Source organism: Enterococcus sp. DIV0561, assembly GCF_050539875.1.
In the GTDB taxonomy this organism is placed as follows: Bacteria; Bacillota; Bacilli; order Lactobacillales; family Enterococcaceae; genus Enterococcus; species Enterococcus faecalis.
In genome coordinates, this window is the sequence record NZ_CP172927.1 from 2471688 (window position 1) to 2485680 (window position 13993).

The 13993-nt window shown below is 38.7% G+C and carries 14 protein-coding genes; 1 reads left to right on the plus strand and 13 read right to left on the minus strand.

Annotated elements, in window-relative coordinates:
- Nucleotides 1-11: 11 nt before the first annotated feature.
- From rbsU to rbsR, 4 genes are all read right to left on the minus strand, one after another.
- Nucleotides 12-899, minus strand: coding sequence for a ribose/proton symporter RbsU (gene rbsU, locus IGM13_RS11845; protein ID WP_002419327.1), 888 nt, complete (start codon nucleotides 897-899; stop codon nucleotides 12-14).
- A gap of 20 nt (nucleotides 900-919) precedes the next feature.
- Nucleotides 920-1315 carry a D-ribose pyranase gene (gene rbsD, locus IGM13_RS11850; protein ID WP_002355102.1) on the minus strand — a complete coding sequence of 132 codons (396 nt, stop codon included), beginning with the start codon at nucleotides 1313-1315 and terminating at the stop codon, nucleotides 920-922.
- A gap of 15 nt (nucleotides 1316-1330) precedes the next feature.
- Nucleotides 1331-2248 (minus strand): ribokinase, encoded by a 918-nt coding sequence (gene rbsK, locus IGM13_RS11855; protein WP_002381157.1) that lies wholly within the window; start codon nucleotides 2246-2248, stop codon nucleotides 1331-1333.
- A 91-nt stretch (nucleotides 2249-2339) separates the two neighbouring features.
- Nucleotides 2340-3335 (minus strand): ribose utilization transcriptional repressor RbsR, encoded by a 996-nt coding sequence (gene rbsR, locus IGM13_RS11860; protein WP_002359151.1) that lies wholly within the window; start codon nucleotides 3333-3335, stop codon nucleotides 2340-2342.
- Between the two features lie 211 nt (nucleotides 3336-3546).
- Here rbsR and IGM13_RS11865 point away from each other — a divergent pair, with 211 nt between their 5' ends.
- Nucleotides 3547-4521, plus strand: a complete 975-nt coding sequence (locus IGM13_RS11865) for an alpha/beta hydrolase (protein WP_002419328.1) — start codon at nucleotides 3547-3549, stop codon at nucleotides 4519-4521.
- 64 nt (nucleotides 4522-4585) lie between these two features.
- Here the strand turns inward: IGM13_RS11865 and IGM13_RS11870 are convergent, their stop codons facing one another.
- The 9 genes from IGM13_RS11870 to IGM13_RS11910 form a co-directional block, all read right to left on the minus strand.
- Complete coding sequence (locus IGM13_RS11870; RefSeq protein WP_002355097.1) at nucleotides 4586-5953, minus strand: PTS ascorbate transporter subunit IIC; 1368 nt, start codon at nucleotides 5951-5953, stop codon at nucleotides 4586-4588.
- A 14-nt stretch (nucleotides 5954-5967) separates the two neighbouring features.
- A complete protein-coding gene (locus IGM13_RS11875) occupies nucleotides 5968-6267 on the minus strand; it encodes a PTS sugar transporter subunit IIB (protein ID WP_002355095.1) in 300 nt (99 codons plus the stop codon).
- 1 nt (nucleotide 6268) lies between these two features.
- On the minus strand, nucleotides 6269-8278 hold the full coding sequence (locus IGM13_RS11880; RefSeq protein WP_002419329.1) for a BglG family transcription antiterminator: 2010 nt from the start codon (nucleotides 8276-8278) through the stop codon (nucleotides 6269-6271).
- A 165-nt stretch (nucleotides 8279-8443) separates the two neighbouring features.
- Nucleotides 8444-8668 carry a hypothetical protein gene (locus tag IGM13_RS11885; RefSeq protein ID WP_002415869.1) on the minus strand — a complete coding sequence of 75 codons (225 nt, stop codon included), beginning with the start codon at nucleotides 8666-8668 and terminating at the stop codon, nucleotides 8444-8446.
- Nucleotides 8669-8714: 46 nt separating this feature from the next.
- Nucleotides 8715-9116, minus strand: coding sequence for an LPXTG cell wall anchor domain-containing protein (locus IGM13_RS11890; protein WP_002419330.1), 402 nt, complete (start codon nucleotides 9114-9116; stop codon nucleotides 8715-8717).
- Entirely contained in the window at nucleotides 9097-10230 is a 1134-nt protein-coding gene (locus tag IGM13_RS11895) for a DUF916 and DUF3324 domain-containing protein (RefSeq protein WP_002419331.1), read from the minus strand. The genes IGM13_RS11890 and IGM13_RS11895 overlap by 20 nt, the downstream gene beginning before the upstream one ends.
- Before the next feature lie 87 nt (nucleotides 10231-10317).
- The gene (locus tag IGM13_RS11900) at nucleotides 10318-11010 is read right to left on the minus strand and encodes a WxL domain-containing protein (protein ID WP_002415866.1); all 693 of its coding nucleotides are present in this window, start codon (nucleotides 11008-11010) and stop codon (nucleotides 10318-10320) included.
- 426 nt (nucleotides 11011-11436) lie between these two features.
- Nucleotides 11437-12408 carry a dimethylarginine dimethylaminohydrolase family protein gene (locus IGM13_RS11905; protein WP_002419332.1) on the minus strand — a complete coding sequence of 324 codons (972 nt, stop codon included), beginning with the start codon at nucleotides 12406-12408 and terminating at the stop codon, nucleotides 11437-11439.
- A gap of 111 nt (nucleotides 12409-12519) precedes the next feature.
- Entirely contained in the window at nucleotides 12520-13965 is a 1446-nt protein-coding gene (locus tag IGM13_RS11910) for an alkaline phosphatase (RefSeq protein WP_179188574.1), read from the minus strand.
- Nucleotides 13966-13993: the final 28 nt, after the last annotated feature.

Here is a 13993-nt window from a genome sequence, read left to right on the forward strand (position 1 = left end):
TGAATACTTTTTTAAATCATCACTGTGATCGTAGCTGCTGCCAAAATCAAAACTAAGCCGATAATCGTTACGGTCATTTCCTTGGCTGTTTTCTTTTGACCTAAGAACCAAATACCTGTCAACGTTGCAAGCACAACTGATGTTTGGGATAGAATAAAGCCCGTTGCCAAGCCGTTCATATCTGGCTGCGCTGAAATTAAATAAGTTAACGCTGCAAAGGCGAAGAAAAAGCCTGAAAAAATTTGTTTGTAAGAAACAGCTTCTATAAATGGAGATGTTTCCCCACCCTTAATAGTGACAACTACTGAATAAATAACTGCGACAATTACCATGCCTATTGCTTGTGGTAAAAAGGCATGCATGCCATCAATTGCCGTCGCTTGGGGTGCTGCAGAGTACGCCCAATAGCCGATTTCACCAACGGCTAATAGAAGAACTGCTTTTTTCATAATCCCAGCACTCTCAGCGGACTCCGTTTCCGACCAGACCGTCATTTTGGCACCAATCATGATTAACACTAAGGCAAATGCGCCTAACAATTTGGCTGTCGCACCTGGCCAGTTTCCTAAGAAAAAGACACCCCAGAGAGAAGCACCTAAAAGTTGGAACGCGGTCGTTACTGGCATAGCACGTGATGACCCAATCATCGTGAAGCATTTAAACGTAATGATTTGCGCACAGGCCCAACCGACACCAGATAAAATTGAAAAGAATAAATCCATGCCCGTTGGAAAAGCTAAACCATTAATCATTGAAAAAATAGCGGCAAAAATTAATGTTCCTAAACTGGTACCAAGAATTTGATTCACTGGACGACCACCAATTTTGGAAGCGATTGTTGGGAAAAGCCCCCAACCTAGAAGCGGTCCTAAACCGATTAATAATGCAGTCGCATTCATCTCTATTTCCCCTCTCTCGTTTAAAAGACAACGTTACTTTCTAATAAAATATTTGCGTAAGGGGTCATTTCCCCTGTCCGAATAAATGCATGGCAGTTGTTTAATTCTTGTTTCATTTCTGTATGAGGAATAAAACTGATGGGAGTTTCTGGTAAACGAGTTTTAATTGCTGTCAACATGTCAGGATTTTCTGTTTTAATTTCTTCTGCTAAATAAATTCGTTGAACTGCCAATTCCTCAAGAACATTGTTTAAAACTTCCATAAAACTAGGGACACCATTAGTAACAGCTAAATCAATTTTTTCTGTAGTCCGAGGCACAGGCATGCCTGCATCACCAATACTTAATTTATCAAAATGACCCATTTGTGCGATGACGCGGGAAATATCTGAATTAATAACTTTTGTTTTTTTCATGTCGCTCGCTCCTTTTTATTTGTCTGCCAATTCGTGTTGATAAGGAATCGAAGGTTGGGCTCCAAAACGTTGAACAGTCAACGAGGACGCCTTGTTTCCATAACGAATAGCTTCTTCCAAATTGCTAAAGTCTTTCTCTAATATACTACTTAATGCGCCAATAAAAGTATCGCCAGCAGCCGTTGTATCAACCGCTTTCACTTTAAAAGCAGGCACAATACCACTTCGTCCATTGACGTCATAAAAGGCGCCTTTACTACCTACTGTAATAATTACTGCTTCAATCCCTAATTGATGAAGTGCTTCTGCGGCTTTACGCATACTCGCTTCATCTGTGATTTTAATGCCTGTTAAAATTTCGGTTTCTGTTTCATTTGGTACAATCATATCTGTCACGTTTAGTAATTCTTCAGGAACTTGTTCTAACGCAGGTGCGGGATTTAAAATCGTTTTGACGCCTGCTTTTTTAGCAATTTTAAACGCTGCAATCGTACTATCAATCGCACTTTCAAATTGGGCAATCACAAAATCACTTTTTTCAATAATTTCTTGATGTTCCTGTACTTGTTTTGGCGTAAAGGCGTTATTGGCTCCTGCGTAAATCATAATGCTATTTTCACCAGCGTTATCTACCATAATAAAGGCTTGGCCAGTAGCTGTTTTCTCTAAAGTGGTGACCCCAGTTAAATTAATTTCATCTTGACTCATTAAATCAGTCATCATAGCTCCAGCGCCATCATTTCCCACAGCACCAATAAAATATGTTTCTGCGCCTGAACGTTTCGCTGCGACTGCTTGGTTTGCTCCTTTACCACCACCTGCTGTAAAATGTTCAATGGCGTGAATTGTTTCGCCTGGTTTTGGCATTTCTTTGACTCTTAATGTTGTGTCTAAATTGATACTTCCGATAATTGTAACCGCGTTCATTTTCATCCACCTCAATAAAATTTATTTTTTCATTCTAATTAAAACGTTTTAGTAAAACGTTTTAATTCCACAACAAAAATATAGCACACCTTGAAAGCTATTTCAAGGGTGCTGTCGAAAATCGTTCAATCAGTTGGACAGGCAAGGTTTGCTCCTCCCAATCTTTTGCAGGCTGATGGATTCTTTCCAATAATAAAGTCGCCGTAGTTTGCCCCAATTGAAAAACAGGTTGAGCAATTGTTGTTAGCGGCGGCGAAACATACTCGCACATATCAACATTGTCATAACCAATAATGCTATAATCCTCAGGAATTTTTTTGCCCGCTTCTGCTAATCCTCGATATAAACCAAAAGCAATTTCATCATTGATAGCAAAAATTCCGGTGCTCTCTGTTTTTAAAATTTCGGGGACAGCTTGGTAGCCGCCGGTTTTTGATAATTCTGTTTCGATTAACTGGACCTTTTCCGTATAAACAGAACAAAAACCTTTTAACCGTTGCTGAATATTGACTGGCGCATGTGGTGGCATTACCACGACGACCTGTTCATGTCGTTGCTCTTGTAAATGCTTTGCTGCTAGTTGCCCACCTCTATAATCGTCTGTCAAAACAGCGTCGCTAAAGCCTTCTGCTTTTTTTTGGTCAAGTACAATAAACGGAATCTTTTTCGCACGTAGCGTTTCATTAATCGTTTGATTGGAAATTTCAGAACTTGCAATCACAAAGCCATCGACACTACGACGAATCAACTCTGTTAAATATTCATGTTCTCTTGTAACATCTTGGTCCGCATTGCATAACATCAGTATAAAATTTTCTTTGTATAAAACACTTTCAATTCCTCGAATCAATTGCGCGAAAAATGGGTTGGTAATATCAGGTACGATTACGCCAATCGTCTTACTTTTTTTCATCACCATACGTTGCGCAAAATAGTCGGGCTGATAGTTTAATCGCTCTTTTGCAGCCAATACTTTTTCGACCGTTTTCCCACTAAACCGTGCCCCATTCCCGTTTAAAATTTGTGAAACGGTAGTAATAGAGACACCTGAGTCATTGGCAACATCTTTAATTGTAACCTTTTTATTTGTCATCCTACTTCTCTCCTTGCCGTGAACGCGCCCATTCACCGGACCTCTTAATCTCATTTAATTTACTACAATCATTTACTTTACGCAACCACAAATAAATACGTACATTCGTTTAAACCGTCCTTTCATCCCTTCAACAAATTTCGTTGTTCTACTTTTAAAATGTTATACTGTAGAAAAAATGATTTACTTTTTGCTGAATGGAGGGCCTTAATTGAAAAAGAAATCAATTGGTTTGTTGTTAGCTAGCGCATATTTGTTCCACGCACGTTCTCGTCAAAAATCCTTAAAAGCCTGTCTTTTTGAAGATTCTTTACGTCTTTCCCAAATTGCTCGACTTGAACGAAATCCGAAAGTCACCAAGGCTTTTTATCATTGGCAACGATCATTAAATGAACAAGTAACTTTGCCAAAACATTTACGTCATCTTTTTCCTCTTCAAGAAATGACTCAATTTCCTACGATGTATCGCATGTCAAACTCCGTTATTGCACCTACCAAGAAAGCTGTACTGTACCTGCATGGTGGGGGCTTTACATTGAATCTCGCCTATAGCCAATTAGACTTTAGTTATAAACTAATTGAAGATCTCTCTTTTGCAACAGATTATTTTATCCCTGTATATCCATTAGCACCAAATAAGTCTTTTGCTGATATTTATAATCATTGCTATGCTGCTTATCAAGAAATTTTACAGCATTATGATCCCGAAGATGTTATTTTATTAGGTGATTCTGCTGGTGGCACATTGGTTTTAAACGTATTGCAGAATTTAGCCATCGATTTCCCTGAACGATTACCAAAAGCTGCTGTTTTAATTTCTCCTTGGTTAGATGGACATTTAGACATTCCTGTTGCCAAAAGTTATCAAAAAAAGGACAAAATGATTGGCATGAACTATTTACAATTAATTGCCCAAGAGATTGATGACACGGCTAATCACTCCACGCTTTCTTTAAATTGCTTGTCCTTTGATTATCAAAAATTTCCGCCACTTTTTTTCGTGGGCGGCACACATGAAGTTTTTTGTCCTTCCTATCACCAATTTTTAAAACAATTAGGGCCACGACCACAAGATACTTGCCGATTGGTGCCTGGCATGCAACACGTTTTCGCAATGAAACAATACTTGCCCGAAGGACGACAAGCGCGGAAACAAATTGCACAGTTTATCCAAGAACAATGGTAAAAGGCAAATGGGACAGAAGTCAAAACGACTTCTGTCCCACTTGCCTTTTTTTAGAACAAAACACTTAGTTTTCTTCGGCGACTTTTTTCTCCCGCATAGTCAAAACAGCGCTAGCCAAAAGAACAACCACTACAAAAGCAATGATTCCTCCTACTAAAAGACTCGGACCTGCCTCACCTAATTTACCTAAAAATAGGCCTGGGATTAAATAATCTGTATCCGCAAACGTTGAGGATGCTAACTGTAGATCACCCAAGACTGGTAAAATAAATAACGGTAACCAACTAATTAATAAGCCATTAAACGCAGCCCCTAAAATCGCTCCCCGACGTCCCCCTGTGGAATTTCCAAAAACGCCTGCCGCGGCACCACAGAAAAAGTGCCCAACAACGCCTGGTATAATCACGGTGGTATTCAGACCAACCATCGCTAACATTGAAATAGTTCCCACAATAAAGCTCACAAAGAACCCAATCAAGACAGCATTTGGCGCATAAGGAAAGATAATTGGAACATCAAGTGCTGGTTTAGAATTAGGCACTAATTTTTTAGCAATTCCTTGGAAAGCTGGTACAATTTCTCCTAAAACCATCCGCACACCTTGTAAAACCACTACGAAACCAGCCGTAAAGGTTCCTGCTTGAATTAATGAAAAGATAATCGCATTTTCGCCATTGCTTAACTCATGCTCGACATAGCCTGTCCCAGCCAGCAAAGCCAAAATCACATAGACAATCGACATCAAAATCATAATTGAGATGGTTGAGTCTCTTAAAAAACCAAAACTTTTAGGAATTTTAATATCTTCCGTTGACTTTTCTTTATTCCCAAAGACTTTTCCAATAAAGCCACTTGCCGCATAACCAATATTCCCTGTATGCCCCATTGCTACTTTATCATTTCCAGTAATTTGTTTCATAAAGGGCTGACAAAGAGCAGGTGTCACTGTTAATAAAGTTCCTTCAAATAAACCACCTAAAAGAATCATTGGCAAACTAACGCTAAAACCGGCCCCAACTAAAATAACGGCTGTCAAACACGAAACGTACATCATCGCTTGACCTGTCAAAAAGATATATTTAAAACGTGTAAAACGCGCCAACAGAATATTAACAACCATGCCCACCAACATAATCAGAGCAGTTGGTGTCCCATATTGTTGCAAGGCAATCGCTACAACCGCTTCATTACTAGGCACCACGCCTTGTGTATTTAATGCGGTTTGGAACATCTCCGCAAAGGGCGTTAATGAGTTCGCCAATAGCCCTGCGCCACCAATTAAAACTAAGAAGCCGACGAATGTTTTCAACGTTCCTTGAACAACATCAGAAAATTTCTTTTTCTGTAAAACTAATCCCAACAAAGCAATTAATGAAACCAGAATCGCTGGCTGACTAACAATTGAAACAAATAAATTCAATAAAGTTTCCATGTTTTTCCTCCTTCTTATTGATGTGCAATGCCATTGTCATCTAAAACTTTCAAGACTTTCTCCTTCGTTTCATCGTAATCAATAATCGCATTTAAAGGAATGATTTTTTCATCAGGAATTGACCCTAAAGCATCTTGCAATGTTTTTTCGACAAAGAAGTAATCAGCCATATCACCACTGGCACTCCCGACATCTGTGTGATCAATTTGAAAATTATCTGTATCAACACCGACTTCCTCTAAAATTTGTTGGATATTCATTTGCACCATAAAACTTGTTCCTAAACCACTTTGACAAACTGTAAAAATCTTCATCTTATTTCTCTCCTTCTTGGATAATTGATAATATTTCTGGGACGGTTTCAGCCGCCACTAAGCGATGTAATGATTCTTTTTTTGATAGAATTTTTGTCAGACTAGATAAGGCCCGTAAATGTGTTTCGTTATCTGAAGCAGCTAAACAAATAAAAAGGTGAATTTCATGCTTAGGATCTTCCAATAAATCGACACTTTTTTGGATTTTTAGTAATGACATGCCTAACTGATTAACGCCATCTTCTGGTCGCGCATGAGGCAATGCTACGTCTGGACAGATATGGATAAATGGCCCAAACGATTCGACTTTTTGAATCATTGCATCAATGTACTTTTCCGTAATACTGCCATTTTTTAATAACGGCTTGGCAGCTTCTGTAATTCCCGCTCGCCAGTCTGCAACTTCAGGCAGGACTTGGACTGTTTCTGTTGTTAATAATTCCGATAACATTGGACGCAGATCCTCCTCTTTTTCTAAAATTTTGTTCATTTTACGATGCAAGACACGATATAACTGCGCTTCTGTGACTCCTTTTTTTAAGGAAATGTAAGGTTTTAACGCATCTAAAATATCTTTAACATCTGGCATGGAAATACCTGGCAATAGCCAATCTGATTGAACTTGGTGCATCAATTGATTTTTCTCCAAAGAGCTCATAATGGGCTTGGTAAGATAAACCTTTTTGGCTGTTTCAATAGGGACCGTTGAGAAAATGATGTCATAGCTTTTTTCAGACACATTCTCTATTTCCCTCACCGCATTTGTTTCTTTAAATTCAATCATTGGAAATAGCCGACGCAATTCCGATTGCAAAATCAACGAAGAACTGATACCACTGGGACAAACAATTAGCGCTTTTAGCTTTTCTTGCCGCTGTTCATTTTTTTGGCCGAAAATTTCTCCACCAAATAATATGGTAAAAAAACCAATTTCCTCTGACGGGATTGAACGTTTCGTTAATTTTTCTAAAGGAGCTAACGCTTGTTCACAAAGATGATAAAGCGACCGATACGATTGTCGAATATCCTTGATTAAAACATTCGGTAAGTAAAAGCCATAGTTAATCCGAAAATAAGCAGGAACCAGATGATAATACACATTCATGAGCAATTCACGAGGCTGTTCAAATTGAACGACGGCCAATAATTCCATTTTCCGAATAATTTCACCAGAAATATCTAATAAAAACTCTAACTTCGTATCTCGCAATTCTCCTTGCAAGGCTGTCATTAAACAAATCGTTAAAAAAAGACTCTCAGTTTCTACATTCGCCACTGGCCCAACTAAATCACTTAAAATACGACGACTGACGGGATAAGCGCGTAAGGACTGAATTAACTGGTTCTCAGGCCAGACGACTGTTTTATATTTGCCTAATCTTTTTTGAGAGAAAGCAAGAAAGTAACTAATTTCATCCAATCTGCTGGGTACCAGTTGAAGCTGTGCTTCCTGGACGGCTAATTGAATGCCGTCACGCATTTTTGCGTATTGGCTCATTTGATGCTGGCTGAGCCAGCAAAATAAAGCGAAGGTGCCCGACTTTTGTTGTAAGAGGCGGGCAAGCCAATTTTTCCCGAAACGACGAATCCGAAATTCATCTCCTTCTAGGTAAAACCCTCGTTTTCGTTCGTAGAATAAAGCAATGTTTTCAGTCGCTAGTTGGTGTCGTACTTTTTTGATGTCCGCTAAAATAGTACCTTTCGAAACATCTAAAAAATTTTGGTAATGATACACCGATAGTTCTTCGATTTCTGAATAAGTGAGTAAAAAAATGAGTGCTTGTCTTTCTGTTTCGCTATAAATCACTTGACGTTGTTGAAAAAGTTGTTTTCCCCATTCATTTGCGGAAAGGTTTGGAATGCTGACGGTATTCTTTTGAACTTCTCCGCCTATTGTCGAAAGTTGTGTCACTAATTCTCGTTGCGAAAGATCGGTTATTTGTTGAGCCAAAGAGAGCGCAATTTTTTGCCCTGCATACTCGTCAAGGAGATAACTTATTTTATAATTCACAGCTGTGTCCTCCTCCTGTAATCATCATATAATGATAGCGCTTTATTTTCTATCTAAGTTGGGTACAAATGTCTACTGTACTTTTTTGATAAATTGTACCGTTCTTTATTTTAAAGTTAACAAAAACCCGTTGCAAGTTTCTCAAAAACTTACAACGGGTTGTCTTTATGTTAATTGTGTTTGTAATGCGATATTCAGCAAGATAGCTATTGCTACCCAGCCACCACACATCACCAGAAGCAGCCAACTAAACATTGATTGTTTTACTAAAGACTGCTTAGGCTTTGCTTGATGAACAAAATTCATGCTACTTACTAAGAACAGTAAAAATAAAGCAAAACAAAGGACGGCCAAGCCAGCACAAATCCAAATCCACATCGTAATCTCCATCTATATTCCTCCTTCTACAATTGACTCTGTTTATAAAAACAGCACATTATTTTTCCTTTTTCCTTTTTTTATTCAAATAATAGAAACTTATTAGTGCTACAAGTAAACAGGCAATACCAAGGCTGTAAAGCCATGTGCTATTTCGTTCACCTGTCCTTGGTAAGGACGTCTGTGCAATAGTCGGATTCGTCTTAGCAGTGTTTTTTCTGATCACTTTGTCTTGTTGTTGTGACGTTTTTTTATCTTTATTAGTGACTGGTTGTTCTGTTGACTTAGTATCACCTTCCGTTTTTAGGGGTGCCTTCCCTCTATAAAGCGTCACACCGATATTCGTTTGTCCCGCTTCTTCTGCAAAGCTCTCAGAAGAAGCGGTCAGACTCGCGTTGGCGATGATTAAAAGCATTCCTAATGTCACCAGAAGTGACCCTTTACTTTTCGCTGTCATCATCGCGCACTCCTTGTCTATTTTTCAAGGCTGCCTGTTTTTCTTGTTGTAAATAGGCTTGTTGTTTTAGTATTGCTTTCTGTTGTGTAAAACGCCAAATAGCTAGAATTAGACTCACAATTGTTGCAGCTAACAATCCATAAAAAGCTTGATTCCACCAAGTCGGTAGGACCAATTTCACTACTGCTTCTTTGTTTAATTTCTTGGCTTCTTGACTACTGATGGTAAATTCTTGCTTAAACGGCCACACTTGTTGTTCATCTTCTTTCAAGACCGCTTTTCCTTCAAAAATATAGGTTCCTGGACGAAGATCTTCTTTCCCGAAATCTAAATGGAAGTTCATCGTCGAATTCGGTGCGAAACGAACACTTGGTAAAATCCGTTTGGCATATTCTTTCGTTTCGCCTTTTTTCGTTACTTTTCCTTCTAAACGTACTTCAGGAAAAATAGCGGATGTCGGATTCTGAATAACCGCTTGGACCGATTTATTTCCTAAAGCAATGGTCGGAACTAATTTAACTAATTGAAGAGTCTCTGCTAGATACATTGGTGTATCTTCTGACGTTCGTAAAGCAATCGCTACGTTAAACCCATATCGACTGGTTAACCCCGTTGATTTTCCTTTTTCTTCCTTTTCATCTTCTGCAAGCGAAGCATAGACACCACCTAAGACTAATCCCTGAAAACCATTTTCTGGAATTTCGACAGTCATTTTGGCTGCTACGGTTTTCTTAGCGGGAACTTTCACATGTTCCTCAGGCAATTTGATCAATGTTGTCAAGGGCACTTTCAAACTTGCATCTGGTTTTTTCTCGAAATCATTGTACACAATTAAACCATTGTCATTCGTCGTAGCATTTGCCAAATTTAAATCAATCGTTAATTCTTCATTTGTTTTATTAATTAATGACAGTTCTACTTCTTGTTTCTGTCCTGGTTTCACAATGAGATCGTAGTAGGATTGCGTATTTTTCGCTTGATTCTCTGGGATATTGGGTTTAACTGTAAATTTTGTATTCATGTTGTCATCCGCTTCTTCTGCTTGTACAGCAGAAGGGATACTTAATGCCATCACACAAATAAAAACTGTGACGATTAGCCAGCGCATTGTCTTCATTATTTGTTCCTCCTATGTATCGAAAAGGAGCCGTGCACCACTGCGCAGCTCCTTTTCTAGTAATGCAGTATTCTCGTTAGTAACTGTTTATGGCGCAGCCACTAATGTCCAAGTTACGTTACCTGTATACGCACCATTTGTAATTTGTGAACTAGGTGTTGTAATGTTTAATTTTACATTTGATAATTCAGAATCCCATGTACCTTGACCTTTACCAACTGCTGCTGTAGCAATTGATACAGCTGCTCCACCTACTGGAATAGTTGTTCCAGCAAATTCAGGGCTTCCTGGGTCTGCTGCAAAGGCAGCCACATCACGTGAGTATGTTTTTGCTGTTTCATTGTATTTAGCTACAGCCCCTGTTTGTGTAAAGGTAATTGAACCTTCTAAAGTAGCAGTACCATTTTTCATTTCAGCAACGCCTGCAGTAACCGACCAACCAGCTTGTGTTCCACGAACATCCCCAACGGCATAACGTTTTGTTTGGGTTCCTTTTGCATCTAATGAAATCGCTGATAAATCAGAACTAACTTCTGTCGCAGCAAATTTGAATTCTGTTGGAACATATAACAAATCAAAGTTAGTATTCGGATTTGCAGGATCTGGATCTTGTGTATCTCCGTCACCATCTCCAGTCCCATCAGGTGGTAATGAACCACTCGTCATTTCTACGTTTGCTGGTGTTGTACCAGTCGTTGTTGCATGTGCTGCTGCAGGAGCGATGCTTGCTCCTAAAATAGCTGTTCCTGCAAATAAAGTTACCAATGTTTTTTTCTTCATTTTACTCTCTCCTTTATTATCTTGGTTGATTAATGAATAAAAAAGTTAAAAACTTTTCTATCTCGGTAGAACGTAAATTAAGTATAGCGAAAAAAAGCCTGCTTGTGATTTCAAATTTTAAACACCTCATGCAAAAAAAATGAATTTACTATAACAGCAAGGTTCCAACGACTTTTCGCGTCTTTGAAAACGTAATTTTCAAAAAAGATATTGTTTTTTTCCATATATAAAGTGGTGATTTTATAAAAAAACAGCGAAAAAACGTCAAAACATTAGTAACAAACACTAACATTTTGACGTTTTCTCGCATTTATTAAATCAAAATTCCCTCGATATTTTTAAAAAAATTAGTGAAAACTAAAATTATATCGTTTTCATAGACAAAACGTACATTTTTTCTTACGAAAATTGATAATCACTCGCTGACTATTCTCTAATCAAAGCTTGCGTTGTACAACGGAAAGAACCACCTAACATTCTAGAAACATGGTAATCAATTGCCTCAACTTTGATACCTTTTTCCTCTATTTGAGGAATTAAGGTTGTAAACGATTGGTCCGTTATATACGTTTCTTCATTAAGTGGTAGACCATTTGTCACTAAATACGCTGCTTCTTGCAAAGTAACATGAATTTTTTCCCAGTTTGCTAATTGCGCAGGAAGACCATCCAAAAAGGCTTCTTCACAAACAATCATCAAGCCATCTCTCAACAAGCTTAACGCACAATCTAAGTGGAGAACATGTGGATGTAACCGAACTGGCACCACCTCATAACCAAAATGACCAATCATATTGGTCAACCACTGAATCCCCGCTAGGTTACTTGCCAAACCGGAGTAGCCCACAAAAATTGTTTTTCCTAAAACTAAAACATCGCCGCCTTCAATAAAGGGACCTGCTTCACTTAAAGCCCCTTCAGAAATGTCAGGTTGTGGCGCAGCAAAATAATAACCTTCTGCTTCTTGTGTCCACTGCTGAATAATCGGACGAATTGGTAAAATTTCTTGTCGACGGTGTTGGAATCTTAAGTTTCCTTCTATTAAGAGATTGCCAATTGTAAAAAAAGGGTCTCGTGAAAAGAAGTTACTATATCCTACACCCAATTCCTTGCCATGTTCTTTTTCATAGGTTGTCAATAAACGCGGACGAAATACTTCTACGCCATAAGATTCTAATACTCCTTGCATGACTTCTTTTTCTTTTTCCCAACGAACTTGTTGTTCTGGTGCAAAGTCTGCTAAATCACGCCCTTCATTATTCTGTGTTAAACGGGCATTTTCCTCTGTTAAAAAAGTCGTATCCGCTTCATCAAATTTATCTGGTAAACAAAATTGCGATTGTGCTAAAACAACTGAACGCAACTGTGCAAATTCACTTTCAACATGCATTTTTTTCATTATTTGACCTCACTTTTATCTGGTTACCTTCATTATAACAGAGATAAAATTTTTATGCCTTTAATGAAGAAAAAGCAGAACGTATAGAAGTTCTGCTTTTTCTTTATTTTGTTATTTGCCAATACCTTTGTCTTTAATCTCAGCTTTTTGCCCGGTGCCATCTACTAAGCCAAAAATAATCTTTGCTTGGTCTGTATTATCAATTTGTCCTGAAAAAGCTTCTACTTGTGGGCCATAAGCATAGACATTTACATCTTCTCCCGTGTGTCCGCCAGTAGTCCAACCAGTATTCGAACGTTCATCAAAAATCTTTCTTAATGCCTGAGCGATTTTTTCAACATCTTTTGACTCCGCCGCTGTTTTCACTGCTTTCAATTCAGCCTCACTTAATTGAAAATCAATATACTCAGTCACTGTTTTTTCCACATTACCATTTTTAATAATTTCTTCTGCCATGAAATCAGGCGTGCGTTTTGCCGCATGTAAAGGCTCCGTCAACCAATTGTATTGATCGCCTTTACCTAAAGACAAACCACCAGTAGAATGATCTGCAGTTGTAACCACCAATGTTTCACCATCTTTTTTGGCAAAATCGATGGCCTTTTCAAACGCCGCTTCGAAGTCTTGCATTTCGCTCATCGCGCCAACAATATCATTGCTATGCCCGGCCCAATCAATTTGGCTACCTTCAACCATTAAAAAGAAGCCTTTTTCATTTTTATCTAACCGTTGAAGAGCCGCTTCTGTCATATCAGCTAATGAAGGAACTTCTTCCGTTCGGTCAATCATTTTAGGTAGCCCGCCTGGTGCAAACAAGCCTAAAATTTTGTCGTCTTGGTTCTCATTTAACGACTTTTTATCTGTGACATGACCATAACCCGCTTGGGAAAATTCTTTGACTAAATCACGATCTTTCCGCGCAAATAATTCGGAGCCGCCGCCAAGTAACACATCGACTTTGTGTTGTCCGTCGATTTGATCATCAAAATAGTCATCGGCGATTTCTGCCATATTTTTGCGTGAAACATTATGTGCGCCATATGCAGCAGGGGTTGCATGTGTTATTTCAGATGTTGCTACAAGCCCCGTTGATTTCCCCACTTTTTTCGCACGTTCCAGCACTGTTTCTGTTTTGGACTTGTCATTATCGAGTGCTATAGCATTATTATAGGTTTTTACTCCGGCAGCCATCGCTGTCGCTGCGGATGCTGAATCGGTGACATTCTCTTCTTCATCTTCTGGATAAGTGGCTTGCTGCCCAACTAAATAGGTATCAAAAGCTGTTTGGGGAACACGCTTGTCTGAGTGATTGGCTTTGAAATAGCGATAGCCCGTTGTATACGGATTCCCCATGCCATCTCCAATCATAAAAATAACATTTTTTACTGGTGCTTTTTCGGATTCACTTGCCTTCGCTTCAGCAACCTCTGTTTGTTTTTCGCCGCTTTTCTGTTCAGATAAATTTGTACAACCCGCTAATGTTGTGAATGTTAATAAGGTAACCCCTAGCAAAGCTCTTTTCTTCATTTCCTTGTTTCCTCCTTCATATCTACCCATACATTGACTATAACAAGTCTTAGTTGAT